The organism is Amycolatopsis sp. lyj-23 (genome assembly GCF_046549135.1).
Classification (GTDB): domain Bacteria; phylum Actinomycetota; class Actinomycetes; order Mycobacteriales; family Pseudonocardiaceae; genus Amycolatopsis.
Genome location: NZ_JAJPWN010000002.1, coordinates 523,004 through 548,600 on the forward strand (window position 1 = coordinate 523,004; position 25,597 = coordinate 548,600).

Annotated in this window: 21 protein-coding genes; 11 read left to right on the forward strand and 10 right to left on the reverse strand. The window is 71.3% G+C overall.

The annotated features are described in order from the left end of the window. The first annotated feature begins 131 nt into the window (after window positions 1-131). Entirely contained in the window at window positions 132-815 is a 684-nt protein-coding gene (locus ACLJPY_RS05075) for a helix-turn-helix domain-containing protein (protein WP_410586837.1), read from the forward strand. Here the strand turns inward: ACLJPY_RS05075 and ACLJPY_RS05080 are convergent. Both ACLJPY_RS05080 and ACLJPY_RS05085 read right to left on the reverse strand, forming a co-directional pair. Continuing rightward, window positions 805-1,617 carry a class I SAM-dependent methyltransferase gene (locus tag ACLJPY_RS05080; protein ID WP_410586838.1) on the reverse strand — a complete coding sequence of 271 codons (813 nt, stop codon included), beginning with the start codon at window positions 1,615-1,617 and terminating at the stop codon, window positions 805-807. The two genes, ACLJPY_RS05075 and ACLJPY_RS05080, sit on opposite strands and share 11 nt — an antisense overlap. A 32-nt stretch (window positions 1,618-1,649) precedes the next feature. Beyond that, complete coding sequence (locus tag ACLJPY_RS05085) at window positions 1,650-2,237, reverse strand: TetR/AcrR family transcriptional regulator (RefSeq protein ID WP_410586839.1); 588 nt, start codon at window positions 2,235-2,237, stop codon at window positions 1,650-1,652. Between the two features lie 180 nt (window positions 2,238-2,417). Here ACLJPY_RS05085 and ACLJPY_RS05090 point away from each other — a divergent pair, with 180 nt between their 5' ends. The 4 genes from ACLJPY_RS05090 (at window position 2,418) to ACLJPY_RS05105 (ending at window position 12,968) form a co-directional block, all read left to right on the forward strand. Next, window positions 2,418-2,879: an ester cyclase gene (locus tag ACLJPY_RS05090; RefSeq protein ID WP_410586840.1), complete on the forward strand. Its 462-nt coding sequence runs from the start codon at window positions 2,418-2,420 to the stop codon at window positions 2,877-2,879. Between the two features lie 345 nt (window positions 2,880-3,224). Continuing rightward, window positions 3,225-7,535, forward strand: coding sequence for a GH92 family glycosyl hydrolase (locus ACLJPY_RS05095; RefSeq protein WP_410586841.1), 4,311 nt, complete (start codon window positions 3,225-3,227; stop codon window positions 7,533-7,535). Between the two features lie 226 nt (window positions 7,536-7,761). Next, the gene (locus ACLJPY_RS05100; protein WP_410586842.1) at window positions 7,762-10,887 is read left to right on the forward strand and encodes a GH92 family glycosyl hydrolase; all 3,126 of its coding nucleotides are present in this window, start codon (window positions 7,762-7,764) and stop codon (window positions 10,885-10,887) included. Beyond that, window positions 10,884-12,968, forward strand: a complete 2,085-nt coding sequence (locus ACLJPY_RS05105; RefSeq protein WP_410586843.1) for an FUSC family protein — start codon at window positions 10,884-10,886, stop codon at window positions 12,966-12,968. The genes ACLJPY_RS05100 and ACLJPY_RS05105 overlap by 4 nt, the downstream gene beginning before the upstream one ends. A 62-nt stretch (window positions 12,969-13,030) precedes the next feature. On the opposite strand, the gene ACLJPY_RS05110 is transcribed toward ACLJPY_RS05105, so the two are convergent. After that, complete coding sequence (locus ACLJPY_RS05110; protein WP_410586844.1) at window positions 13,031-13,660, reverse strand: DUF4360 domain-containing protein; 630 nt, start codon at window positions 13,658-13,660, stop codon at window positions 13,031-13,033. A 432-nt stretch (window positions 13,661-14,092) separates the two neighbouring features. Between ACLJPY_RS05110 and ACLJPY_RS05115 the strand changes: the two genes are divergently transcribed. The 3 genes from ACLJPY_RS05115 to ACLJPY_RS05125 all read left to right on the forward strand — a co-directional run bounded on the left by ACLJPY_RS05115 (window position 14,093) and on the right by ACLJPY_RS05125 (window position 16,568). Continuing rightward, window positions 14,093-15,079, forward strand: coding sequence for a malate dehydrogenase (locus ACLJPY_RS05115; protein ID WP_410586845.1), 987 nt, complete (start codon window positions 14,093-14,095; stop codon window positions 15,077-15,079). A gap of 129 nt (window positions 15,080-15,208) precedes the next feature. Then, a complete protein-coding gene (locus tag ACLJPY_RS05120; protein WP_410586846.1) occupies window positions 15,209-15,808 on the forward strand; it encodes a ClpP family protease in 600 nt (199 codons plus the stop codon). Window positions 15,809-15,887: 79 nt separating this feature from the next. Next, window positions 15,888-16,568: an SGNH/GDSL hydrolase family protein gene (locus ACLJPY_RS05125; RefSeq protein ID WP_410586847.1), complete on the forward strand. Its 681-nt coding sequence runs from the start codon at window positions 15,888-15,890 to the stop codon at window positions 16,566-16,568. A 99-nt stretch (window positions 16,569-16,667) separates the two neighbouring features. Here the strand turns inward: ACLJPY_RS05125 and ACLJPY_RS05130 are convergent, their stop codons facing one another. From ACLJPY_RS05130 to ACLJPY_RS05145, 4 genes are all read right to left on the reverse strand, one after another. Continuing rightward, window positions 16,668-18,722: a M3 family metallopeptidase gene (locus tag ACLJPY_RS05130; protein ID WP_410586848.1), complete on the reverse strand. Its 2,055-nt coding sequence runs from the start codon at window positions 18,720-18,722 to the stop codon at window positions 16,668-16,670. 97 nt (window positions 18,723-18,819) lie between these two features. After that, on the reverse strand, window positions 18,820-19,536 hold the full coding sequence (locus ACLJPY_RS05135; RefSeq protein ID WP_410586849.1) for a histidine phosphatase family protein: 717 nt from the start codon (window positions 19,534-19,536) through the stop codon (window positions 18,820-18,822). A 48-nt stretch (window positions 19,537-19,584) separates the two neighbouring features. After that, window positions 19,585-20,427, reverse strand: a complete 843-nt coding sequence (locus tag ACLJPY_RS05140) for an undecaprenyl-diphosphate phosphatase (protein ID WP_410586850.1) — start codon at window positions 20,425-20,427, stop codon at window positions 19,585-19,587. Window position 20,428: 1 nt separating this feature from the next. Further along, a complete protein-coding gene (locus tag ACLJPY_RS05145; protein WP_410586851.1) occupies window positions 20,429-21,466 on the reverse strand; it encodes an LLM class F420-dependent oxidoreductase in 1,038 nt (345 codons plus the stop codon). Between the two features lie 86 nt (window positions 21,467-21,552). Between ACLJPY_RS05145 and ACLJPY_RS05150 the strand changes: the two genes are divergently transcribed. From ACLJPY_RS05150 to ACLJPY_RS05160, 3 genes are all read left to right on the forward strand, one after another. After that, window positions 21,553-22,521 (forward strand): aldo/keto reductase, encoded by a 969-nt coding sequence (locus ACLJPY_RS05150; protein ID WP_410586852.1) that lies wholly within the window; start codon window positions 21,553-21,555, stop codon window positions 22,519-22,521. Window positions 22,522-22,619: 98 nt separating this feature from the next. Next, a complete protein-coding gene (locus ACLJPY_RS05155; protein ID WP_410587007.1) occupies window positions 22,620-23,633 on the forward strand; it encodes a YncE family protein in 1,014 nt (337 codons plus the stop codon). Continuing rightward, on the forward strand, window positions 23,630-23,854 hold the full coding sequence (locus ACLJPY_RS05160; RefSeq protein WP_354826159.1) for a DUF5703 family protein: 225 nt from the start codon (window positions 23,630-23,632) through the stop codon (window positions 23,852-23,854). The genes ACLJPY_RS05155 and ACLJPY_RS05160 overlap by 4 nt, the downstream gene beginning before the upstream one ends. On the opposite strand, the gene ACLJPY_RS05165 is transcribed toward ACLJPY_RS05160, so the two are convergent. From ACLJPY_RS05165 to ACLJPY_RS05175, 3 genes are read right to left on the reverse strand one after another with little or no spacing between them, the layout of a single operon-like run. Then, window positions 23,851-24,579: an SRPBCC family protein gene (locus ACLJPY_RS05165; protein WP_410586853.1), complete on the reverse strand. Its 729-nt coding sequence runs from the start codon at window positions 24,577-24,579 to the stop codon at window positions 23,851-23,853. The two genes, ACLJPY_RS05160 and ACLJPY_RS05165, sit on opposite strands and share 4 nt — an antisense overlap. A 1-nt stretch (window position 24,580) precedes the next feature. Then, window positions 24,581-25,168: an ArsR/SmtB family transcription factor gene (locus ACLJPY_RS05170; protein ID WP_410586854.1), complete on the reverse strand. Its 588-nt coding sequence runs from the start codon at window positions 25,166-25,168 to the stop codon at window positions 24,581-24,583. Window positions 25,169-25,199: 31 nt separating this feature from the next. Further along, entirely contained in the window at window positions 25,200-25,577 is a 378-nt protein-coding gene (locus ACLJPY_RS05175) for a MerR family transcriptional regulator (protein WP_410586855.1), read from the reverse strand. Between the last annotated feature and the right edge of the window lie 20 nt (window positions 25,578-25,597).

Consider the following 25,597-nt stretch of genomic DNA (forward strand, 5'->3'; position numbering starts at 1 on the left):
GTCCCACTGTCACCGGCGGGAGCGGTGGCCGACCACCGGTAGAATGCCAAGTCATGCCCATTGGCCGCCAAGTCGAGCCCACGTCGCGGATCTGGCCGTCCGGCGGAGTCCACCTGTGGCCACCGGGGGGAATGAGCGACGCGGACTCCCACGATCGCGGGCACCTGGTCTACGCGGCGCGGGGCGTGCTGTCGGTGCACACCGAACGGGGGACGTCGATCGTGCCCGCCAACCGGGTGGCCTGGACGCCCGCCGGGTTCGTCCACCGGCACCGCGCCCACGGCCACACCGACATGCGGATCGTGTTCCTCCCGGCGACCCTGGCCCGGTTGGTGCCCGCCCGGCCTGCCGTGTTCATCGCTTCGGGCCTGGCCCGCGAGGTGCTGCTGGCCCTGACCGGCCCGCGCGAGTACGACCGGGCCGCGAGCGCGCGCCTGCGCCGGGTGCTGGTCGAGGAGCTGCGCGAAGCGCCCGAGCAGCCGCTGCACCTGCCCGAACCCCGCGACGACCGGTTGCGGGCCGTGGCGCGGCGGCTGTACGAGCACCCCGGGGACAACACGCCGCTGGCCGAGCTCGGGCGGGCGATCGGCGCCAGTCCGCGCACGCTGAGCCGGCTGTTCCGCGACGAGCTCGGCATGACGTTCCACGAGTGGCGCACCCAGGTGCGCGTCGGGCACGCGCTGGTCCTGCTCGCCGGCGGGCACGACACCGCCGCCACGGCCCGGGCGTGCGGGTGGGCGAACCCGAGCCACTTCATCGCGGCCTTCACCGCCGTCGTCGGGACGACACCGGGCCGCCACCGGGCTAACGGGTGAAGGTGGCCCAGTAGCGCGCGCCGTCGCGGACGGTGTCGAGGCCGACCAGCCGGACGCCGTCCTGGGCGACGGATTCGACCTCGGAGCGGCTGAACGGCCAGGGCGGGCTCTGCCAGTTCGCCATGTCCTGGTTCTCTTCGGCGACCTCGGACACGATCGCCGTGCCGCCCGGGGCGAGGAACGAGGCCAGCGACGTCAGGGCGGCGGGCCGGAAGTCGCGGGGCATGGCCTGGATGTTCATGATCTCCACGACGAGGTCGAACGCGCGGTGCCACGCGGACGGCGGGTTCAGCAGGTCCGCGACCACGTAGTCCACTGTGGACCGCGGGAAGCGGTCGCGGGCCGCGGCCACCGCGGTGGGGGCGACGTCGAAGCCCGTCACCGCCCAGCCGTGGGCCGACAGCAGTTCCGAGTCGTCGCCCAGCGCACTGCCCACGACCAGGGCCCGGCGGCCCTCGCCGGGGCGGGCCCAGGCGGCCAGGTCGGGGTGGGGCCGGCCGCGGGTCCAGGGGACTTCGGCTTCGCCGCGGGCGGCGGCGGTGTAGAGCCGGTCGAACCAGCCGGTCGGGTCGCCCTCGGCGAGGGAGGCGCGGGCGAGGACGCGGTCGGCGGGTTCCGGTGTCGTCATGATCGCGACCTTAGCGACGGCACCGGAGCCCACGGGACCGGTTTTCACGGCGCGTCCGGCCCCGGAATCGGTGTGGAGCGGCTCCCCCGCCCAGTAGGCGCGGTCGCCGCCCTTCTCGACGATCAGGGCGCGGCGGCGCTCCACGTCGAGGTCGGGCACGTTCGAGCCGAGCATTTCCTCGGCGCGGGCGCAGGTCTCGGCAGTGGTCAGCGGAGCAGGAGGTCCACGACGTGGTCGATGCGGTCGGCGCGCGATCCGGGCAGGAGGTCGGGGCCGGCGAGGTAGTCGGTCCACGCTTGCAGTTGGGCGGCGCCGCAGAAGAGCAGGGCGAGGGTGCCGGGGTCGGCGGCGGGGTCGAGGGCTCCGTGCCGCTGCCAGGCGGCGAGGTATGCGGTCATCTGCTGGACGGCGATCTGGGGGCCGGTGCCGTTGGCGGTGTTGGTCGCGCGGTAGGCCTCGAAGAGGGTGGCGTCGGAGACGGCTCCGGCGATCAAGGGCAGTGAAGCCGCGTAGTAGTGGATGGCCGCGTGGGCGGCGCCGGTCAGCGCGGTCTTCAGGTCCTCGGCGTGTGGCGTGGGCGGGGTGAGGGCGTCGCGCCAGGCCTTGAGTTCGGGCAGGTCGGTGGAGAGCAGTGTGGTGAGCAGGCCGAGCTTGCCGCCGAAGTTCTTGGTGATCGAGCCTTCGGCGGCGTCCGCGGCTTGGGCGATTTCGCGGGTGGTCAGCCGCGCGATGCCCTTCTCTCGCAGGAGCCGCGCGGCGGCGTCGAGGATCCGCTGCCGGGCGGGTGCAGCCATCGGAGGTCTCCGTTTCGTGACCGGGGTCTCGGTCGACTCGTGGTTGACAAGTGAGGTGAGTGCGCACCATAGTAGCCCCATCGCCGCAAAGTGAGGTGAGCGCGCACCTCACTTTGCGGTACCGATCTCGTCACCGCATCTCCATTTGCGCTCCTCACCCCCTCGAAAGGACCCCGTCTCATGAGCAACTCCGTCCCCGGGACCCGGAACGACCAGCACATCACCGGGATCGTCCGCGCCTTCTACGAACCGTTCCGCACCGGCGACACCGCGATCTACGGCGAGATCCTCGCGGAGGACTGGATCGACGTCCCGTTGGCGCCGGGGCAGGAGCAGGGACCGGGAGGAATGGCTGCCCAGATCGCGTTGTTCCGCCACGCCATGCCCGATTACGACGTCAAGCACGAGGACCTCGTCGCCGGAGGAGACCGGGTTGCGGTCCGGAACACCGTCAGCGGCACCCACCAGGGCGCTTTCATGGGGCACCAGCCGACCGGCCGGCGCATCGAGATGCGCACCATGGACATCCACCAGGTTCGTGACAACCGCATCGTCACCACCTGGCACCTCGAAGACTTCGCCGGACTGATGGCCCAGCTCACCGCACCGGCCGAAGCACCCACCCCTGGCGCCTGGAGGTAAGCCCGCCGGCGAAGGGCAGCCGAGGGCTGTCGCTCGGCGGGCGCAGGCGGTAGCCGTCGGGGTCGAGCGAGTTCGCCGTCGATGTCGAACCCGCGGACCAGCCGGCGCAGGTGGTCACGGAGCCGGTCGGCGGCGTCAGACGTGGTGGTGGCGAGGGTCGGTGCGGTGGTGGCGGCGAAGATCTCGAGTCGTCTCGGCGGTCCCCGTTTTCGGCGTTGTCTGATTCTGGCCAGGTTTGCCGGGCGGTCTTGACATCGATGTCACCCGCGAGTTTCCCTTCGTGGGCGCCGCCGGTCCCCGCCTGCGCGGCGCTGCTGAAATCCGCCCTCCGAGCTTGGAGCAACGATGCCCCGAAGCGCCAGACCGCCGGTCGCTTTCCTGGTGACCGCCGCCGTGGTCGCCGCCGGCCTGGTCGCCCTCCCCGCCGCGGCGTCCGCCGCCGAAGACGCCCTGCCCGCCGATTTCTCCTCCTCCTTCGAGCCCGGTGACGTCCAGCCGACGTGGACCGACACCGTCGACACCGACGCGGCCGGCAAGCCGCGCGCCTACGGCGTCAACGGAGCGAACGGCACCGCGATCCCCGGTGACATCCGCGGCAAGGTCACCGAGACCAGCGCCAGCAGTGAGAACACCGACGGCGGCGAGGTGGTGTCGAACCTCGTCGACGGCACGACGGACACGAAGTGGCTGTCGTGGGACCCGACGGCGTGGGCGCAGATCACGCTGTCGGAGCCGACGTCGATCACGCACTACGCGCTCTCCTCGGCCAACGACTTCGACGAGCGCGACCCGAAGGACTGGACGCTGCAGGGCTCCAACGACGCGAGCAGCTGGACCGACCTCGACAAGCAGACCGGCCAGACGTTCAGCGCGCGGTTCCAGCAGAAGGACTACAAGCTGGCCGCCCCGAGCGCGGCGTTCAAGTACTACCGCCTCGACGTCACCGCCAACAACGGCGGCCCGATCCTGCAGCTGTCGGAGCTGCTGCTGGCCAACGACGACCCGGCGCCGCCACCGCTGCCGAACATGCGCAGCTTCGTCGATTCCGGCCCGACCAGCGGCTACACGAACAAGAACCGCGTCGGCTTCACCGGGCTCAAGGCGTTCCGCTACTCCGGCAGCCAGACCGCGGCCGGGCACGGCTGGTCCTACAACAAGATCTTCGACGTCAACATCCCGGTCGTCGCCTCGACCGAGCTGTCGTACAAGGTGCAGCCGCAGTTCATCACCGGCGACCTGAAGTACCCGAGCACGAACGTCGCGATCGACCTGGCCTTCACCGACGGCACCTACCTGCGCAACCTGGGCGCGACCGACCAGTACGGCTTCCCGCTGACCCCGGAGGGCCAGGGCGCCTCGAAGGTGCTCTACGCCAACCAGTGGAACCTGGTGCGTTCGGCGATCGGGCAGGTGGCCAAGGGCAAGACGATCGACCGGATCCTGGTCGGCTACGACAACCCGAACGGGCCGGGCACGCTGCAGGGCTGGCTGGACGACGTGAAGGTGTCGGCGACCCCGACGCCGCCGGCGAGCCTGCGTCCGAGCGACAACGTGCTCACCACGCGGGGCACGATGGCCAACGGCACGTTCTCCCGGGGCAACAACTTCCCGGCCACGGCGGTGCCGCACGGGTTCAACTTCTGGACCCCGGTCACCGACGCCGGGTCGAGCAGCTGGCTCTACAACTACAGCACCCAGAACAACGCGCAGAACCTCCCGCAGCTGCAGGCCTTCGCCGTGAGCCACGAGCCGAGCCCGTGGATGGGCGACCGCGAGAGCTTCCAGGTGATGCCGTCCGCGGCCGCCGGGGTGCCCAGCGCCAACCGCGACGCACGGGCGCTGCCGTTCAAGCACACCGACGAGGTCGCGCGGGCGCACTACTACGGGGTGCAGTTCCAGAACGGGATCAAGACCGAGATCGCGCCGACCGACCACGCGGCGATGTTCCGGTTCTCCTTCCCGGGCACGGACTCCAGCCTGATCTTCGATAGCGTCAACAACTCCGCCGGGCTCACGCTCGACACCGCGTCCGGCACGCTCTCGGGCTACACCGAGACCAACGTGTACGCCGGGGCGGGCCGGATGTTCGTCTACGCGCAGTTCGACAAGCCGGTCACCGCGGGCGGCAAGCTCACCGGGCAGGGCCGCGACAACGTCACCGGCTACCTGCGCTTCGACGCCGGCGCCGACAAGACCGTCAACATGCGGATCGCGACGTCGCTGATCAGCGTCGAGCAGGCGAAGAAGAACCTCGCCCAGGAGATCGCCCCGGCGGCGACGTTCGACTCCGTGCGCGACGCGGCGCAGAAGGCGTGGGACGACCAGCTGAAGGTGATCGAGGTCGAGGGCGCGTCGAAGGACCAGCTCACGACGCTGTACTCGAACCTCTACCGGCTGTTCCTGTACCCGAACTCGGCCTACGAGAACACCGGCACCGCCGGCAAGCCCGCGTACAAGTACGCGAGCCCGGTGTCGCCGAAGGCCGGTGCGGACACCGCGACCCAGACCGGGTCGAAGGTGGTCGACGGGCAGATGTACGTCAACAACGGCTTCTGGGACACCTACCGGACGACGTGGCCGGCGTACTCGCTGCTCACGCCGGACATGGCCGGGAAGATGGTCGACGGGTTCGTGCAGCAGTACCGCGACGGCGGGTGGATCGCGCGCTGGTCCTCCCCCGGTTATGCGGACCTGATGACCGGCACGAGCTCGGACGTCGCGTTCGCCGACGCCTACCTCAAGGGCGTCCGCAACTTCGACGTGAAGTCGGCCTACGACGCGGCGATCAAGAACGCCACGGTGACGCCGCCGAACTCCGCGGTCGGCCGCAAGGGCCTGGACCAGGGCATCTTCCTCGGCTACACGCCCAACACCGCCAGCGAGGGCTTCTCGTGGGCGATCGAGGGCTACGTCAACGACTTCGGCATCGCCAACCTGTCGAAGAAGCTGGCCGACGAAGCCGCGCCGAACGACCCGCGCAAGGCGGAGTACCAGGAGAACTACGAGTACTTCACCAGCCGCGCCCAGCAGTACGTCAACCTGTTCGACCCGAGCGTCGGGTTCTTCCAGGGCAAGGACGCGAACGGGAAGTTCACCAAGACCAAGGACCAGTACGACCCGCGCTCGTGGGGCGGGGACTACACCGAGACCGACGGCTGGGGCATGGCGTTCACCGTGCCGCAGGACGGCCAGGGCCTGGCCAACCTCTACGGCGGCAAGGCCGGGCTGGCGAACAAGCTGGACCAGTTCTTCGCCGACCAGGAGACCGCCACCTTCCCCGGCTCGTACGGGGGCGTGATCCACGAGATGCGGGAGGCGCGGGACGTGCGGATGGGCCAGTACGGCCACTCCAACCAGCCGGCGCACCACCTGCTCTACATGTACGACTACGCCGGTCAGCCCGCCAAGACCCAGGCGAAGGTCCGTGAAGCGCTGTCGCGGCTGTACAACGGCAGCGAGATCGGCCAGGGCTACGCGGGCGACGAGGACAACGGCGAGATGTCCGCGTGGTACATCTTCAGCGCGCTGGGCTTCTACCCGCTGCAGATGGGCAGCCCGAACTACGCGATCGGGTCGCCGCTGTTCAAGAAGGCCACCATCCACCTGGCCGGCGGCAAGGACCTGGTGATCAACGCGCCGAAGAACAGCGCGAAGAACGTCTACGTCCAGGGCGTGAAGGTCAACGGCAAGGCGTACTCCTCGACGTCGCTGCCGCAGGACGTCATCGCCCGCGGCGGCACGATCGACTTCGATATGGGCCCGAACCCCTCCAACTGGGGCACCGGCCCGAACGACGCACCGAAGTCGATCACCACGGGTGACGCCGTGCCGACGCCGCTGCACGACGAGACCGGCCCCGGCAAGGGCACCCTGTCCACTTCGGACGGCTCGAACGCGGCGGCGCTGATCGACAACACCTCGCGCACCCAGGCCGCCGTCACCGGCGCCCTGCAGTACCAGCTCGACTCGACCGACGAAGCCGTCACGCACTACACGCTGACGTCCCAGACCGGTGCGGGCGACCCCAAGAGCTGGGTGCTGAAGGGCTCCTACGACGGCAAGACCTGGGCCGTGGCCGACCAGCAGACCGACCAGGCGTTCAGCTGGCGGCAGCAGACCCGCGCGTTCAAGGTGGCCAACCCGGCGCACTACGCCTACTACCGGCTCGAAGTGACCGCGACCAGCACCGGCGCCCCGGCGCAGCTGGCCGAGTTCGAGCTGCTGGGCAAGCCGGACGCTTCCTGCACGAAGACGATCACAGGCGCCGCCAACGGCCCGCTGTCGATCACCTCGGGCACGGTCTGCCTGCAGGACGCGACCGTGTCGGGCCCGGTGACGGTGACCGGCGGAGCGTCGCTGGTCGTCCGCGGCGGGTCCATCAAGGGCCCGCTGGCGGCGACCGGCGCCGGCCAGGTCGTGCTGAACCGCACGAAGGTGGGCGGCCCGGTGGCGATCACCGGGGCGACCGGCCCGGTGTCGATCGAGCTGACCGAAATCGGCGGCCCGGTGGCCCTGACCGGCAACCACGGGCCGGTGCTGACGTCCAGCACCGTCGGCGGCCCGCTGGCCTGCGCGGTGAACGACCCGGCACCGACGGACCACGACCTGCCAAACACGGTCCGCGGCCCGGTCGCCGGGCAGTGCACGAAGATGTAGTTCCGCGGCAAGCCCCGTGAAGGCCACCTCGAGCCGCTCGAGGTGGCCTTCACGGCGTTCGGGGGTTCTCGCGGAGCATGCCCGGGTGCAGTCGACCGGCTGCTCCCGCGCCACGGACCACCCGGAGGCGCGGCCCGGGTGGTCCCGCTCACCCGGCGCCCGTGGTCAGCCGGAGGAACGCCCGCAGAGCGCGCGGGCTGCGCCATCCGGCGGATACGGTGTGCGCATGTCCGACGCCGTGTTCTTCTCGTCCTTCGAAACCGGTGACCCGCAGCCGGCGGACCCCGGCCTGCACGTCGGCAGCGGCCCGGACCGCTCCCCCACGGCCAAGACCGGCGCCGGCTTCACCGGCACGCGTGCCCTGCGCTACACCGCCCGGCCGCACGCCGTCCTGTTCGAACTCGACGCACCCGTCACCGCGCGGACCGAGCTGTCCTATGTGGTCTTCCCCGTCGCCGACGGCGACATCCCGGCCTACCACGCCACCCGCGTCAGCCTGGACGTCGAGTTCGCCGACGGCACCTCCGCCGGCTTCGCCCCGGTCGACGACAAGACGCTGTGGGTGGACCAGTGGAACCTCGTCCGCCGGCCGCTGGGGGCGTTCGCCGGGCGCCGGATCAGCCGGCTCGTGCTGCGCACCGCCTCCCCCGCCGACGACATCGACGGCTGGCTCGACGACGTCCGGATCGCCGAGCGCCCCGAGCCGCCGCGCGACCCCGTCGACTGCGTGCGCACGACCCGCGGCACCCACTCCAGCGGCGAGTTCTCCCGCGGCAACAACTTCCCCGCGACGGCGGTGCCGCACGGGTTCAACTTCTGGACCCCGGTCACCGACGCCGGCGTCACCAACTGGCTCTACTCCTACCACCGCCACAACGACGAGCAGAACCGCCCGGCGCTGCAGGCGCTCGCGCTGTCGCACCAGCCCAGCCCGTGGATGGGGGACCGGCACACCTTCCACGTCATGCCCGGCACCGGCCCGGTCGAGCCCGACCGCCGCAAGCGCGCCCTGGCCTTTTCCCACGCCGACGAAACCGGCTCACCGCACCACTACGGGGTCCGGTTCGCCAACGGGATGACCGCCGACCTCGCCCCGACCTCGCACGCGGCGATCATGCGGTTCACCTTCCCGGACAAGCACGGCTGGCTGCTGTTCGACAACGTCCGCAACCGCGGCCGCCTCAAGATCTACCCCGACACCGGCGTGGTCACCGGGTACACCCGGGTCCGCAGCCGGCTCTCCGCCGGCGCCCGCCGGATGTTCGTCTACGGCGTCACCGACGCCCCCGCCACCCGCGGCGCCAAGGTCCGCCTCCCGCCGTGGCGGCGGGTCTCGGGCTACTTCGAGTTCGACGGCCCCGAGGTCACCCTGCGGATCGCGACCTCGCTGATCAGCCTCGCCCAGGCCAAGCGCAACCTGGAACTGGAAATCCCCGACGGGACGACGTTCGAGCAGGTCGCGGCCCAGGCCAGGCGCCTGTGGCAGGAGGAGCTCGGCCGCGTCGAAGTCGAAGGCGCCACCGAAGACCAGCGCACCACGCTGTACTCCAACCTCTACCGGCTGTTCCTCTACCCGAACGTCGCCCACGAAAACACGCCGAACGGCATCCGCCACGCCAGCCCGGTCGTGCGCCGCTGGTGGCCGAGCACCCGGCGGCGGACCGGCGCGAAGGTCGTCGACGGCGAGCTGTACGTCAACAACGGCTTCTGGGACACCTACCGCACCACCTGGCCCGCCTACGCGCTGCTCACCCCGCAGCGCTGCGCCCGGATGATCGACGGGTTCGTCCAGCAGTACCGCGAAGGCGGCTGGATCGCCCGCTGGTCCTCCCCCGGCTACGCGGACCTGATGACCGGCACCAGTTCCGACGTCGCCTTCGCCGACGCCTACCTCAAGGGCGTCCGCGACTTCGACGTCGAGGCCGCCTTCGACGCCGCGCTCAAGAACGCCACCGTCACCCCGCCGCGCGGGGCGGTCGGCCGCAAGGGCCTCGAAGAGTCGATCTTCCTGCACTACACCCCGGTGACGGTCCACGAAGGACTGTCCTGGGCGCTGGAAGGCTGCATCAACGACTTCGGCCTCGCCAACCTCGCCGACACGCTGTCCCGCGAAAGCGACGGCCGGCGGGCCCGGCACTACGCCGACTACGCGGCCTACTTCCGCGAACGCGCGAAGCACTACGTCCACCACTTCGACCCCGCGATCGGCTTCTTCCAGGGCCGCCACCGCGACGGCCGCCGCAAGTTCGCCGCGCACGGCTACGACCCGGCCGCCTGGGGCGGCGACTTCGTCGAAACCAACGCCTGGAACACCGCCTTCACCGCGCCGCACGACGGCCCCGGCCTCGCCGCCCTCCACGGCGGCACCGCCGGACTGGAAGCCAAGCTCGACACCTTCTTCGCCACCCCCGAGACCGGCCGCCGCCCCGGCGCCTACGGCGGCCTCATCCACGAGATGACCGAGGCCCGCGACGTGCGGATGGGCCAGTACGGCCACTCCAACCAGCCCTCCCACCACATCCCCTACGTCTACAACCACGCCGGCGCGCCCGCGAAGACCCAGGCCGTCGTGCGCGAGGTGCTGCGGCGGCTCTACCTCGGCAGCGAGATCGGCCAGGGCTACCCCGGCGACGAGGACAACGGCGAAATGTCCGCCTGGTACGTCTTCAGCGCCCTGGGCTTCTACCCCCTCGCCGTCGGCAGCCCGCGCTACGCCATCGGCTCACCGCTGTTCGAAAAGGCCACCGTGCACCTGGGCGGCGGCCGGAAGCTCGTCGTGCACGCCCCCGGCAACACCGACGAGACCGTCTACGTCCGCGGGCTCACCGTCGACGGCGAACCGCACGAAAGCACGTCCATCGCCCACGCCACCCTCGCCGGCGGCGCCGAACTCGTCTTCGACCTGACCACCGAACCCACCGGCTGGGGCACCCCGCCGCCACCGCCCGAGCAACCGGTCCCGGTCACCGACCTCACCGGCACCGCGACCAGCTCCGACGGCACCAAGGTCGCCGCGCTCTTCGACGACACCACCCGCACCCAGGTCACCTTCTCGAGCGCCACCCCGGCGATCGAGTTCACCGTCACCGGCGAACCCCGCGAAGTCACGATGTACACCCTGACCTCCGGCGCCCGCGGCGGCGACGCCGGCGCGTGGGTGCTGGAAGGCTCCGACGACGGCACCTCCTGGACCACGCTCGACGAACGCTCGGACGAGCTGTTCCGCTGGCGCCGCCAGACCCGCCCGTTCCTCCTCGCCACCCCGGCCGCGCACGCCCGCTACCGGCTGCGGATCACCGCCACCCGCGGCCGCCGCACCACCCTCGCCCAGTGGGAGCTCCTCGCCCGATGAACCAGTTCCGCACCGCCGCACTGGACCGGCTCGCGGCGGCCGACCCCGGCCTGGTCCGGCTGCGCCTGGCCGGCTCCGCCGTGCTCGGCATCGTCCTCGCCGTCGTCGCGCTGCTGCCCGCGCACGTCCCGCTCACCGTCACCCTCGTCGGCGCCATCGCCGCGATGATGACGGCGTTCACCGTCAACGACCCCACCCCGGGCAGCCAGGCCGTCACCCTCGTCCTGGCCTTCCTCACCGGCGGCGCCTCGATCACCGTCGCCAGCCTCGGATCGGCTCGGCCACCGCTGGACAGCGTCGTGTTCGTCCTGCTGATCTTCGTCGCCGTCTACGCCCAGCGCTTCGGCCCCCGCGGCACCGCGCTCGGCTCGATCGCCTTCTTCCTGTTCTTCTTCCCGATGTTCCTGCAGGCCCACGTCAAGCAGGTACCGCAGCTGCTGATGGCCCTCGGCGTCGGTGTCCTCGCCAACGCCGTCGTCCGGTTCGTCCTGCTCCGGCACAACCCCGAGGCCGAATTCCTCCGCGTCCGCCGGGCCTTCCGCGCCCGCCTCGGCGCCGTCGTCCGCGCCACCGAGGCCTACCTCGCGGTCAACGGCAGCGAACGCACCCGCAAGCAACTGCGCTCCGCGCTGGCCCGGCTGCACGAATGCGTGCTGCTCATCGAAGACGCCGCCCCCGACGTCGTCGACGCCCGCGCCGCCGACCGCCTGCGCCGCCGCGCCATCGAAGTCGAACTCGCCGTCGGCTGGCTGGCCAGCACCGTCCAGCGCACCTGCTCCGACGAACTCACCACCGAAGTCCGCGACGACCTCATCGCCCGCCTCGCCCGCTTCCGCGCCCTCATGGAACGCGACCCCCGCGAACTGCCCCTGATCAGCGAAACCGGCGAGTACAGCCGGATGCTCGTCGAAGGCAGCCGCATCGACGAACACGCCGCGCCCGGCGACGGCGTCCGCAAAGCCCTCGCCGAACTCGCACTCGCCGACGACCGGGCCCAGCGCGCCGCCACCCCCGAAGCCACCCCCGACCCGCTCGAGGAAGACGACGACGAGCCCACCCCGGCGTTCGCCTACGACAACCGCACCCGCAGCGCCATCCAAGCCGTCGTCGGCGGCGGGCTCGCCGTCCTCGGCGGCACCCTCGTCTCCCACCAGCGCTGGTACTGGGCCGTGCTCACCGTGTTCGTCGTCTTCATCGGCGCCTCCAGCGCCGGCGCCACCTTCGTCAAAGGCGTCCGCCGCCTCGGCGGCACCCTCATCGGCATCGTCGGCGGCGTCCTGCTCGCCCTGCTGGTCGGCGGCAACACCCCCGCCACCCTCGGCCTCATCCTCGTCTGCGTGTTCGGGATGGTCTACACCGCCCGCGTCTCCCAGGTCGTGATGGCCTTCTTCGTCACCAGCATGCTCGGCCTGCTCTACAGCCTCCTCGGCACCTTCAGCCTCGAAGTGCTCTGGATCCGCGTCGCCGAAACCGCCGTCGGCGCCGCCGCCGGCATCCTCGCCGCCGTCGTCATCGTCCCCGTCCGCACCCGCTCGGTCATGCTCGACGACGTCAACGAGGTGCTCGCCGACCTCGAAGAATTCCTCGAACACACCTGCGGCCTCCTCGCCGGCGAAGAGAACGTCAACGTCATCGAACTCTCCCGCGACCTCGACCGCAGCGTCGACCAGGTCCGCACCACCATCGAACCGCTCACCCACCCGGTGAACCTCCGCAGCGCCCGCCGCGACTACGGCTGGCACGTGCTCACCACCCTCGAAACCATCGCCTTCCGCGCCCGCCACGTCGCCGCCCGCGCCCAGCCCGGCCTGCTCGCCGGCGCCGACACCGACCGGCTCCGGCAGTTCACCGGACGGCTGCTGACCAACATCGACGTCCTCCGCACCGCGCTCGGCGCCCCGGGTGGCCCCACACCCGGCACGCTCGTGCGCGACGACGGCACCCCCGTCTCCGACCGCGTCGAAGCGGCCGAAACCCGCGCCGTCCTCTCCAGCCTCAGCCACCTCGACGAAGCCCTCGTCTCCCTCGGCGGCGTCTTCGGCGTCGAAGCCACCGACCCACGAGCCCCCGCGAGGCCCTGACCCGGGGCGGCGCGGCGTTCCGCCCGCGCCGCCCCTCTGGACCTCCGGTCACCCGGAGCCGATCACGGGCAGGTCAGCCACGCGAAGTGGTACACCGTGGTGATGCTGCCGTCGGTCGAGTCCATGGTGACGTAGCTCGTCGTCTTCTTCGGATCCGACGTCCCGGCCGCGGCCCGCAATTCCGTGTTGATGTTCAGGTTGCGTTCCTCGCCACACGGCTTGAACACGATGGCCCCGACCTCAGTCGAATCGGTGAAATGCCAGTCGTCCTCGAACGCACCCGTCAGCGGATGCTGGATGTAAGCCGTCGGAGAATTGCCCTGGAAATAGTAATTCGCTCTTTCCAGGCCGGTCGCACCCTTTTCCAGGTGCGCGAACCCGCGGTAGTCGGCCTGCGCGATTCCGTAGGTGAACCCCTGCGGCACGTGCACCCGCAGGCCGATCTGGCAGTTCTTCCTGGCGTCCAGCGGCCCGGCACCGACCCCGACCAACGCCGTGTAGGCGCTGTAGGTCACCGTGAACGCCGTGTTGTCCTGCGAAACCGCGACCGCGGACGTGTTGGGCGGACAGCCGGTACCGATGGCGTTGACGACGTCGATGACGATCTTGTCGGGCGGCGGAGGAGTGTTCCACGAATGCGGGGCGACCACTGAGGACAGCGCCATTACGGCAGCAACGACCGCAGACAGCATCGGAATCCTTCCCAATACATTCAAATTGGGGACGGGGGCGCCGACCATGGTAGCGAAAGGATCATGGAAGCAAACCCCGCTGAACGGAGCAACGCTGCACAGACGTCCCACCAAGCGACATTGCTCACCTTTCGACAATTTTCGCGAAGCCCATTCCGGCGTACGCGGATAAATGCGGAGGGAAAACGATTTCGCACCCCCGCTCCCCCGGCGCCCACCCGCGATCACCCACGCGACGTCCGGCACAACCGATCTCCGCCACCGGCGCACAACCCGCCACAGCTGCTGTCCAGGCTCCCGGGCCGGGGCTTCGCCACCCGGACCCCCGAAAAGCGATCTCGGCAACAGTGACTGGACGCACCCGACCAGCGACGCCCGGGAGGGATAGGCTCCACACCACTAGCCAAAGTCGTCTCAAGCTGGAGAACCGCAATGACCCAAGCCCCAGTCAACGTGACCGTCACCGGCGCCGCCGGCCAGATCGGCTACGCGCTGCTCTTCCGCATCGCGTCCGGTCAGCTCCTGGGCCAGGACGTCCCCGTGAAGCTGCGGCTCCTCGAGATCCCGCAGGCGGTCAAGGCGGCCGAAGGCACCGCGATGGAACTCGAAGACGGCGCGTTCCCCCTCCTCGCCGGCACCGACATCTTCGACGACCCCAAGCAGGCCTTCGAAGGCACCAACATCGCCCTCCTCGTCGGCGCCCGCCCCCGCAGCAAGGGCATGGAGCGCGGCGACCTCCTCGAGGCCAACGGCGGCATCTTCAAGCCACAGGGCGAAGCCATCAACGCCGGCGCCGCCGACGACATCAAGGTCCTCGTCGTCGGCAACCCCGCCAACACCAACGCCCTCATCGCCCGCTCGCACGCCCCCGACGTGCCCGCCGACCGCTTCACCGCGATGACCCGCCTCGACCACAACCGCGCCCTCGCCCAGCTCGCCAAGAAGCTCGGCGTCCCGGTCACCGACCTCAAGAAGGTCGCCATCTGGGGCAACCACTCCGCCACCCAGTACCCCTCGGTCCAGCACGCCGAATTCGGCGGCAAGAGCATCGCCGACGCCGTCGACCAGGCCTGGCTCGAAAGCGACTTCATCCCCACCGTCGCCAAGCGCGGCGCGGCCATCATCGAAGCCCGCGGCCTCTCCTCCGCCGCCTCGGCCGCCTCCGCCGCCATCGACCACGTCTACACCTGGGTCAACGGCACCCCGGCCGGCGACTGGACCTCCGCCGCCGTCGCCTCCGACGGCTCCTACGGCGTTCCCGAAGGCCTCATCTCCTCCTTCCCGGTCACCGCCGAGAACGGCCAGTACAAGATCGTCCAGGGCCTCGAGATCGACGACTTCTCCCGCGCCCGCATCGACGCCTCCGTCAACGAGCTCGTCGAGGAACGCGACACCGTGCAGAAGCTCGGCCTCATCTGAGCCACCCGCACCCGCGAAAGGGGGCCGTCGTCCGGAATGGACGGCGGCCCCCTTTCGCGTCCGGCGAACACCGCACGCTCACAGCGAAACCGCCACCGCCAACCCGATCTTGCGCCCTACGGTCAGGCCATGACCCTTCTCGCCGTGCCCGACATGCAGGCCACCGCCGCCCAGAACCCCGACGAATCGGTGTACCACCAGCTCCTGCGCGACCGGATCGTCTTCCTCGGCTCCGAGGTGAACGACGAAGTCGCCAACCGCATCGTCGCGCAGCTGCTCCTGCTCGCCGCCGACGACCCGGCGAAGGACATCACCTTCTACATCAACTCACCCGGCGGCTCGGTTACCGCCGGCATGGCCATCTACGACACCATGCAGCTCGTCCAGCCCGACGTCGCCACGTACGGCCTCGGCTTCGTCGCCTCCATGGGCCAGTTCCTGCTCTCCTCCGGCACCCCCGGCAAGCGCTACCTGCTGCCCAACACCCGGATCGTCATGCACCAGCCCTCGGCCGGCATCGGCGGCGCCGCCACCGACATCGCCATCCAGGCCGAGGTCTTCGGCCGGATGAAGCGCCGCATCGCCGAAATCACCGCCCGGCAGACCGGCCAAACCGTCGAGCGCATCACCGCCGACGCCGACCGGGACCGCTGGTTCGACGCCGACGAAGCCCTCTCCTACGGCTTCGTCGACCGCATCGTCGCCCGCGAGCGAGCCGCCACGGCCTGACACCCCGCGGCGGGGAATGCCAGCCGGCTGCCAGCCCGGCGTGCGTTCCCCGCCAGCCGCACCCACCAGGCTCGGCCCCATGACGATCACCCTCGAGCCCCACAGCACGGTGCTGTTCACCGGCGACTCCATCACCGACCTCTGGCGCCCCGACGGCGAGGACCGCTGCGGCTACCCCCTGCTCGTCGCGGGCGAATGGTGCTTCCGCCACCCCGCACGGCCGCTGACCTGGATCAACGCCGCCCACGCCGGAGACACCACCGAAGACCTCGAGGCCCGCTGGCGAACCGACGTCCTCGACGCCCACCCCGACGTCGTGTCCGTCCTCGTCGGCGTCAACGACAACGGACGGCACACCTTCGACCCCACGGCCCGCGAGATGTCCGCAGCCGAGTTCACCGCGAACTACCACCGCCTGCTGGCCCCCCTCGCCGAAGCGGGCACGGCACTCATCCTCATCGAACCGTTCCTCGTGCCGGTCCGCGGCGACATCACGGCCGGCATCCACCGAGACGGCGATGCCGCCGAAGTCGTCGTCGGCGAAGACACCCGGCAGGCCTGGCGCACCGGCCTCGACCCGAAGATCCGCGCCGTGCGGGACCTCGCGGCCGAGTACCACGCCGAACTGCTCGCCGCCGACGCCCTCTTCGCCGCGCTGTCCACGTCGGACCGGCCGGAACGCTGGTCGGAGGACGGCGTGCACCCGACTCCGGCCGGCCACCGCGCGCTCGCGGAAGCCTGGCTCGACCTGGTGACCTGAGCGCGTTGCCGGTGTCCTTGCTGGTTTTGGGCAGGTACTACTGTGGGGCTGGTTTTTTAGAAATCAGCCCCACAGTATAGGTCGTTATACAGTAGTGAGTCAGACTCCGCCGAGGCCTCGGCGGGCCAGCAGGGGGTCGATCTCGGGGTCGCGGCCCCGGAAGGCGCGGAAGGCGTCCATCGGGTCGATGCTGCCGCCCCGGCCGAGCAGGGTGCGGCGGAAGTGGTCACCGTTCTCGCGGGTCAGTCCCCCGTTTTCGCGGAACCACTGGACGGTGTCGGCGTCGAGGACTTCGCTCCAGATGTAGGAGTAGTACCCGGCGCTGTAGCCGCCGCTGAAGATGTGGGCGAAGTACGTCGTGCGGTAGCGCGGCGGGATCGCGTCGACGGCCACACCCGCCTTCACCAGCGCCGCCGCCTCGAACGGCTGCACCTCCCCCACGTTGTCGTCGACGCCGAGGCCGTGCCAGGCCTGGTCGAGCAGGGACGCCGCGAGGTACTCGGTGGTGGAGAACCCTTCGCCGTACTGCTGGGCGGCGAGCAGCTTCTCGACCTGCTCCGGCGGCAGGGCCTCGCCGGTCTCGTGGTGCTTGGCGTAGTGGGCCAGCACTTCCGGCCACAGCATCCACATCTCGTTGACCTGCGAGGGGTATTCGACGAAGTCGCGCGGCACGTTGGTGCCGGAGAAGGTCGGGTAGCGGACCGAGGAGACCAGCGCGTGGAGCGCGTGGCCGAACTCGTGGAACGCGGTGACGACCTCGTCGAAGGTCAGCAGGGTCGGCTCCCCCGCCGGCGGCTTGTTCACGTTGAGCACGTTGACCACCACCGTCTTGCGCCCGAGCAGCTCGGACTGGTCGACGAAGGTGTTCATCCAGGCGCCGCCGCGCTTGGCGTCGCGGGTGTACAGGTCGAGCAGGTACAGGCCCAGCGGGGTGCCGTCGGCGTCGAAGACCTCGAAGGTGCGGACCTCCGGGTGGTACTTGGGCAGGTCTTCGCGCTCGGTGAAGGTCAGCCCGTACAGCTTCGTCGCGGCGAAGAAGACGCCGTCGAGGTACACCCGGTCGGCTTCGAAGTACGGCCGCAGGGCCTCGGTGTCGACGTCGAAGCGCTCGCGGCGGACCTGGGCGGCGTAGAACGGCCAGTCCGACGGCCGCAGCTTCGCACCCGGCACGTCGGCCTCCAGCAGCCGCTGCAGCTCGGCGGCTTCGGCGCGGGCGTTCGCCACGGCGGCGGGCGCCAGCCGCTCCAGCAGCCCGGCGGCGGCTTCGGCCGTCTTCGCGGTCTCGTCCGCGATGACGTAGGCGGCGTGGTTCGGGTAGCCCAGCAGGGCGGCCCGTTCCGCGCGCAGCCGCACGACCTCGGCGACGACGGCGTTGTTGTCGTAGTCGTTGCCGCGGTTGCCCCGCGCCATCGAGGCGGCGTGGATGCGCTCGCGGACGTCGCGGTTGCGCAGGGTCTCCAGCGGGGAGGCCTGGCTGGTCGGCAGGCTCAGCGTGAGCACGTACTTGCCGTCCTCACCCCGGGCGGCCGCCGCTTCGGCCGCGGTGGCGATCGCGCCTTCGCCGAAGCCGTCGAGCTCGGCGCGGTCGGCGATGACGACCGCCAGCTCGTTGGTGTCCTTCAGCAGGTTCTGCTGGAACTTCGTCTGCAGCGTGGAGAGCTGCCCGTTCAGTTCGCGCAGGCGGGCCTGCTCGGCCTCGCCGAGCCCGGCACCGGCCCGGCTGAAGTCGGTGTGCCGCCGTTCCAGCAGCCGCAGCGACTCCTCGTCCAGGCCGAGCTCGCCGCGGCGCGCGTGCAGGGCGTCGATCCGGGCGAACAGCTGCGGGTTCAGGTGGATGGCGTCGTAGTGGGCGGCCAGCTTCGGCGCGAACTCCGCCTGGATGGCCTGGATCTCGTCGGTGCTGTTGGAGCCGGACAGGTTGTAGAACACGCTCGCCACCCGGCCCAGCAGCTCGCCGGCGCGTTCGAGGGCCACGATGGTGTTCTCGAACGTCGGCTCGGCGTCCTGCGCCGCGATCTGCTCGATCTCCGCCGCGTGCTCGGCCAGCCCGGCCTCGAACGCGGGCCGGTAGTGCTCGTCGGAGATCCGGTCGAAGGGCGGCAGGGCGTAGGGCAGCTCGCTGGGTGCGGCGAACGGGTTGTCCGGCGAAATCATCGGGGCAGGCTCCTGGTCGGGGACAGACACACTCGGTCCCGCCACCCTACGTGCTCCTCCGCCATCGATGTCAGCGCTCTCCGGAGGTGGCCGGGGGTCACCGCCCCGTGGTACCGCCGACCACGGCGTCGCTGCTCACACCGTCTTTACCGGTCTTCTTCCCGCGCTTGGGCTTGGGCTCCGGCGGCACGATCCCGCGGAGGTCGCCGCCGTGGTCGTTGACCCGCATGACGAACGGCCGCGTCTCGGTGTACCGCACCACCGAGATCGACGCCGGGTCGACGACGATCCGCTGGAAGGCGTCCAGGTGCTGGCCGAGGGCGTCGGCGAGGATGGACTTGATCACGTCGCCGTGGCTGCACAGGAGCCAGACGGCGTGGTCGCCGTGCTCGGCCGAGATCCGCCGGTCGTGCGCGCGGACGGCCGCCACCGACCGCGCCTGCATCGCCGCCAGCCCTTCGCCGCCCGGGAACACCGCGGCCGACGCGTGCGCCTGCACGACCCGCCAGAGCGGTTCCTTGGCGAGGTGCTTGAGCTCCCGGCCGGTCCAGTCGCCGTAGTCCACTTCGGACAGCCCGGGCTCGACGACCTTCTCGAGCCCGCGGGCCGACGCCAGGGGGCCGACGGTCTGCTTGCACCGCAGCATCGGCGAAACCACGAGACCCGCGAGGGGCACGCCGTCGAGGCGTTCGACGAGCTTCTCCGCCTGGGCGCGCCCGGTGTCGTCGAGGTTGACCTTCGGGGACCGCCCGGCGAGGACGCCCGAACCGTTGGCCGTGGACTTGCCGTGCCGGAGCAGAATGACCGTACTCACGGCCCCACCCTACGTGGGGACCGATCATGCGGTCCCCACGCGGGGCGCTCAGTGCCCGACCGGACCCGCGTTCGGGTCCAGGACACCGCTGAAGATCAGCACGTACAGCAGCACCCCGAGCACCAGCCGGTAGATCACGAACGGCACGAAGCTGCGCTTCTTGATGTAGGCCATCAGCCAGGCGATCACCGCGTACCCGACGCCGAAGGCGACCAGCGTGGCCAGGATCGTCGGGCCCCACTGCGCGGGCACGCCGCCGGCGCCGATGTCCTTGAGCTTGTACACGCCCGAGCCGAACACCGCCGGCAGGGCCAGCAGGAACGAGTACTCCGCCGCCTCGGCGCGGGTGTACCCCAGCAGCAGGCCCGCGCTCGTGGTGCCGCCCGAGCGGGACACGCCCGGGATCAGGGCCAGCGCCTGCGCGAACCCGAACCCGAGGCCGTGCGGCACGGTCAGGTCGTCGAGCGTACGGTCCTGCTTCCCGATCCGGTCGGCGACCAGCAGGATCACGCCGAACACGATGAGCACGGTCGCGGTGATCCGCAGGTCGCGGAACGCGCTGTCGATCTGGTCCTGCAGCAGCAGCCCGAGCACCACGATCGGCAGCGAACCGACGATGATCAGCCAGCCCAGCCGGGCGTCCGGGTCCCGGCGCCACTCCGCCTTGTACAGCGAAAAGAACCAGGCCCGCAGGATCTTCCCGATCTTCGGCCCGAAGTAGATGATCACCGCCAGCTCGGTGCCGATCTGGGTGACGGCGGTGAACGCCGCACCCGGGTCGTCCCAGCCGGCCAGCGCCGCGACGATCCGCAGGTGCGCGCTCGACGAGATCGGCAGGAACTCGGTCAGGCCCTGGACCAGGCCCAGGACCAGGGCTTCGAACCACCCCACGTCAGGCCACCCCCGCCAGTTCGAGCGCCTCGACGGCGGTGCGCAGCGCCGCGGCCGGCTCCGGCGTGTACGGCGACACCGACAGGGTCGTCACGCCGGCTTCGGCGTATTCCTTCATCTTCTCCGCGATCCGTTCCTTCGGACCCAGCAGCGACGTCGCGTCGAGGAACTCCGGCGGCACCGCCGCCATCGCCCCCGCCCGGTCGCCGTCCAGGTACTTCTCCTGCACTTCGGCGGCCTCGGCCGCGAATCCCATCCGGCACGCCAGCCGGTTGTAGAAGTTCTTCTCCCTGCTCCCCATCCCGCCCAGGTAGAGGGCCGCGTAGCCGCGGACGGCGTCCGCGCAGGTCCGCCAGTCGTCCCCGGGCACCAGCGGCACGGACGGCGCGACGTCGAAGCCGGCCAGGCCGCGGCCCGCCCGCTCGGCACCGGCCCGCACGTGGGCCAGCTGCTCCCCCGCGTGCGCCGGCGAGAAGAACACCGGCAGCCAGCCGTCGGCGATCTCCCCGGCCAGCTCCAGGTTCTTCGGCCCGATCGCCGCCAGGTACAGCGGGAGGTGCTTGCGGGCCGGCCGGACGGTCATCCGCAGCGCCTTGCCAGGACCGTCCGGCAGCGGCAGCGTGAAGTGCTCGCCGTCGAACCGCACCCGCTCCCGCCGCAACGCCGAACGCACGATCGAGGCGTACTCGCGCGTGCGGCCCACCGGCGAGGTGAACCGCACGCCGTGCCAGCCCTCGGACACCTGCGGGCCCGACACGCCGAGACCCAGCCGGAACCGGCCACCCGAGAGCGTGTCGAGGGTCGCGGCCGTCATCGCGGTCATCGCCGGCGTGCGCGCCGGGATCTGCAGCACGGCGGCCCCGACGTCGATCCGCGAGGTCTGCGCGGCGATCCACGTCAGCACGGTGACCGCGTCCGAGCCGTAGGCCTCCGCCGCCCACACGACCGCGTACCCCAGCTCCTCCGCGTGTTTCACCAACGCCAGGTTCGCGGGGTCCGTCCCCGTTCCCCAGTAGCCGAGATTCAGTCCGAGTCGCACGGGGCCCGACCCTAACGGGGGCCTTGATCGCGACACGACTCACCTTGGTCTCCTCCGGACGGGCCAGGCCACTAGGCTCGGCGGTCGTGGAAAAGCGACTGCTCGGCCGCTCGGGACTGCGCGTCTCCCGTATGGCGCTCGGCACCATGACCTGGGGTGGCGACACCGACGCGGAGGAGGCCGCCAGCCAGCTGGTCGCCTTCGTCGACGCCGGCGGCACCCTGGTGGACACGGCCGACATCTACGGCGAGGGCGAGAGCGAACGGGTCCTCGGCTCGCTGCTCGGCGACCTCGTGCCTCGCGACGACGTCGTCGTCGCCACGAAGGCGGTCGCCCGGCGCACCGAAGGCCCGTTCGGCGGCGGCGCCTCCCGCGGCGCGCTGCTCAGCGCGCTCGACGGCTCCCTCAAGCGGCTCGGCACCGACCACATCGACCTCTGGCAGCTGCACGCCTGGGACGACTGCGTGCCCCTCGCCGAGACGCTCTCCGCGCTCGAGTACGCCGTGACCAGCGGAAAGGTCCGGTACGTCGGCGTTTCGAACTACGCGGGTTGGCAGCTGGCCACGGCCGCCGCCGGCGCGCCGGCCGTCGCCCCGCTCGTCTCCACCCAGGTCGAGTACTCCCTGCTCGAACGCGGGGTGGACCGCGAGGTCGTCCCCGCCGCCGAGCACCACGGCATCGGGGTGCTGCCGTGGGCGCCGCTCGGCCGCGGCGTGCTGACCGGCAAGTACCGCACCGGCACCCCCGCGGACTCCCGGGGCGCGAACAGCGCGTACGCCGGCTACGTCGAACACCACCGCACCGACCGCGCCGCCCGGATCGTGCAGGCGGTCGCGACCGCCGCCGACGGGCTCGGCACGTCGCCGCTCGCGGTGGCCCTGGCCTGGGTCCGCGACCGGCCCGGCGTGGTCGCCCCGGTCGTCGGCGCCCGGGACACCGGCCAGCTCACCGGCTCGCTCGCGGCGGAGGACATCACCCTCCCGCCCGCCATCCGGTCCGCGCTCGACGACGTCAGCGCGATCGAGGTCGGCTACCCCGAACGCTGGCCGCGGTGAGCGCCAGGTGTCTGTTCGGTGACACGCACGTGACGGCACGGGGATCAAGGAGCATGCTGGTGAAGACCGCCCACCGAGGGACAACTGGAGGCCGCAACGTGCGTCGGCTCGCCGCCGTGTCGTGGATCGCGCTCCCGCTCGCCGGTGCACTGGTGCTCTCCGGCTGTTCCTCGGCCAAGTCGACGTCCGACGAGCTGCAGATCGTGGCGAACCCGACCGCCGCCCGCCCGGCCGACTCCCCCGCCGTGACCGTGAAGCCCGCCGGTCAGGTGCTCGGCGACGGCGCGGTCTCGGCCGTCGCCGTGGACCCGAAGACCTCGACCCTGGTCGTTGCGCTTTCTTCACCCCCTGCACTGCGGCTCTACGACCTGAATGCGCTCGCGTCACCCCCGGTGAATATGCCGTTATACAGTACGGCGTCCCGGCTGTCGGTGGCGCCGGGGCGGGTCGAGATCGCCGAGCCCGGGTCGGGTGTGGTGCAGCAGCTGACGTTGCCGGACCGGAAGCTGACCGAGACGAAGACCGGCGGGCAGCCCGCGTCGAGCATCGTCTACGGGGCTGATCGGCTGGTCGCGATGGGGGCGGGCAAGGACATCCGGGTGCTGCCCGCGGCGGGGCCGGCGCGGACGATCGGCGGGCAGCTCTACAGCGCCGACGACGTCGTCGACACCGGGCACGGCGTGGTGGTGCTGGACCGGTTGCGGACGGCGGTGTTCTCGGTCGACGTGGCGGCGGGGAAGGTCAACGAGGGCCTGCGCGCCGGGGACGGCGCCGCGAACGCGGTGGCGGACTCCTACGGCCGGGTGCTGGTGACCGACGCGCGGGCGGGGGCGTTGCTGGCGTTTTCGGCCGGTCCGCTGATCCTGAAGCAGCGGTACCCGGTGCCCGGCGGGGCGTACGGGATCGCCTACGACGCGACGCGCAGCCTGGCGTGGGTGACGCTCACCGGACGCAACGAGGTCGTCGGGTTCGACGTCCGCGGCGGCGAGCCCGTGGAGAAGTACCGGTTCCCCACCGTGCGCCAGCCGGACTCGGTGGGAGTGGACGAGAAGAGCGGCCGGGTGATCGTCGGCTCGGCCGCCGGAGAAGGGACCCAGGTGATCCAGCCATGACGACGGTCAGCGAGGCGGTGGTCGAAGGGGATTGGGAGTACCGCCGCCTGCACCTCCCCCCGGGCGTGTCCCGGCGTGCGGCGGCGACCCAGCTCTCCATCCACGCGGAGTTCGCGGGCTGGGAACTGCGCACCGTGCGGCTGTACGCCGACGGGACGCGCCGGGTGTGGCTGCGCCGCAAGAAGACGGCCCAGAGCCTCCCCGGCGCGCTGCCGACCTAGCCGAACACCCGGTCGAGCCACTCGCCCCAGGCCTTCTCCTCGGTCACGGGGTCGGTTCCCGGTGCGAAGAGGTGGTGGGACGCCACCATCGGCCCGTGGAAGCCGCGCAGGAAGCGGTACATCGCGTCCGGGGTCCGGACGCCCACGGCCTGGTCGTTCACGGCGTAGACGACGCCTTCCCGCCCGAGCCGGACGCGCTCGCCCTCGGCGGGCCGCCCGGCCAGGCCGAGCGCGACGCCCAGCTGCGTCCAGGCCCGGTCCCAGTCCCCCACCGGCGGCCCGAACGCCGTCACCGGCACCGCCGTGCGGCCCGCGAAGTGCGTGACGTACTCGACCAGTGTGCGGAAGAACAGCGCGCCGCCCGCGGTCATCGCCTCGAACTCGTCCTCCCAGTCGTCGCCGGGCAGGAAGCCGCTGGTCACGCAGCGGATCACCGTGCTGCCGGAGGCACGGCCCTCGACGAGGAACTCGTACCCGATCCGCCGCCCGTCCGGCCCGGTCGCGCTGCCGTAGGCCAGCCGGCCGGGCGGTTCCCAGGAGCGGATGCCGTACTCCGGCTCGTACCCGCCGAAGGCGCCGCGGACCGTGCCGCCGGTGCCGCCTTCGACCTCGTTGCGGCCCATGAACCACGAGTCGATGCCGGGTCCGGTGGCGATCGCGTCCCACACCTGCTCCGGCGTCGCCCCGACTTCGGCGGTGTCGGTCAGTTCGAACTCGTGGCCCACGTCAGGACTCCTCGGGGACGCTCGGGTGCACGGCGACGACCACCCGGTGCGAGCGGCCCTTCTCGGCCGTCTCGTCGTGGTACTTGCCCACCAGGGTGGTGACGGCGGTCGTGAGTTCCTCGGCGAACGCGGCCCGGTCGGCGGCGGAGGCGAACCGCACCTCGCCGTCGAGGGCGAAGGTCGCGACGCGCTGCTGGGCCTTCGCCGCGCCGGTGATCAGCAGGCCGACGTCCCGCACCAGCCGTCCGGCGACGGCGAGCAGCCAGCGGGCCGAGAGCCGGTCCGGTGAGCGGGCCGGATCCGGCTGGACGGCGGCCAGCGCCGTCGGCGAGATGACGTAGGAGGCCGCGGTGGCCCGCATCATCCGCTCGGTGACGTTGCCCTTGCGCCGCTCCTCGACCAGCTCCACCAGGCCGTGGCTTTCCAGCGCGCGCAGGTGGTAGTTGACCTTCTGGCGCGGCAGGCCGACGCGCCCGGCGAGCATGGTCGCCGACGCCGGCTCGGCCAGTTCGGCCAGCAGCCGGGCCCGGACCGGGTCCAGCGACACTTCGGCTGCCGCCGCGTCTTCGATCACCGCCACGGGGAACATGCGCCCAGTGTCTTGCCGAAAAGAGAAGTTGTCAAGAACGCTCAAGCTGTCGGTCGAGGAGGGCCCGGAAGTTCGGGCACGCCATGAGGTCTTCGTGCGGGCAGTCGCCTTCCAGCAGCTCCAGGGCCGCTTGGGCCCGGGCGATCCGGGCCCGCAACCGGTCCCGCTGGCGGGCCGCCATCGCCGCGCGGTCGGCCGCGGACCGCCCGGACAGCATCGTGCGGATGTCCGCGAGCTCGAACCCGGCCTCCTTCGCGACCAGGATGGCGGCCACCCGCTGCAGGTCCGCGTCGGTGTAGCGGCGCCGGGCACCGGCGCGGGCCGGGCTCAGCAGCCCTTCCGCCTCCCAGTAGCGCAGCACGTGCGCCGGCAACCCGAACCGGGCCGCCACTTCGCCGATTGACTTCATCCCGGCATTAAGTCGCAGGA

Bases quoted from the DNA above. Each gene is read 5' to 3' on its own strand.
- ACLJPY_RS05075 (WP_410586837.1), top strand. From the start codon at position 132: ATGAGCGACGCGGACTCCCACGATCGCGGGCACCTGGTCTACGCGGCG.
- ACLJPY_RS05080 (WP_410586838.1), bottom strand. From the start codon at position 1,617: ATGCTCGGCTCGAACGTGCCCGACCTCGACGTGGAGCGCCGCCGCGCC.
- ACLJPY_RS05085 (WP_410586839.1), bottom strand. From the start codon at position 2,237: ATGGCTGCACCCGCCCGGCAGCGGATCCTCGACGCCGCCGCGCGGCTC.
- ACLJPY_RS05090 (WP_410586840.1), top strand. From the start codon at position 2,418: ATGAGCAACTCCGTCCCCGGGACCCGGAACGACCAGCACATCACCGGG.
- ACLJPY_RS05095 (WP_410586841.1), top strand. From the start codon at position 3,225: ATGCCCCGAAGCGCCAGACCGCCGGTCGCTTTCCTGGTGACCGCCGCC.
- ACLJPY_RS05100 (WP_410586842.1), top strand. From the start codon at position 7,762: ATGTCCGACGCCGTGTTCTTCTCGTCCTTCGAAACCGGTGACCCGCAG.
- ACLJPY_RS05105 (WP_410586843.1), top strand. From the start codon at position 10,884: ATGAACCAGTTCCGCACCGCCGCACTGGACCGGCTCGCGGCGGCCGAC.
- ACLJPY_RS05110 (WP_410586844.1), bottom strand. From the start codon at position 13,660: ATGCTGTCTGCGGTCGTTGCTGCCGTAATGGCGCTGTCCTCAGTGGTC.
- ACLJPY_RS05115 (WP_410586845.1), top strand. From the start codon at position 14,093: ATGACCCAAGCCCCAGTCAACGTGACCGTCACCGGCGCCGCCGGCCAG.
- ACLJPY_RS05120 (WP_410586846.1), top strand. From the start codon at position 15,209: ATGACCCTTCTCGCCGTGCCCGACATGCAGGCCACCGCCGCCCAGAAC.
- ACLJPY_RS05125 (WP_410586847.1), top strand. From the start codon at position 15,888: ATGACGATCACCCTCGAGCCCCACAGCACGGTGCTGTTCACCGGCGAC.
- ACLJPY_RS05130 (WP_410586848.1), bottom strand. From the start codon at position 18,722: ATGATTTCGCCGGACAACCCGTTCGCCGCACCCAGCGAGCTGCCCTAC.
- ACLJPY_RS05160 (WP_354826159.1), top strand. From the start codon at position 23,630: ATGACGACGGTCAGCGAGGCGGTGGTCGAAGGGGATTGGGAGTACCGC.
- ACLJPY_RS05170 (WP_410586854.1), bottom strand. From the start codon at position 25,168: ATGTTCCCCGTGGCGGTGATCGAAGACGCGGCGGCAGCCGAAGTGTCG.
- ACLJPY_RS05175 (WP_410586855.1), bottom strand. From the start codon at position 25,577: ATGAAGTCAATCGGCGAAGTGGCGGCCCGGTTCGGGTTGCCGGCGCAC.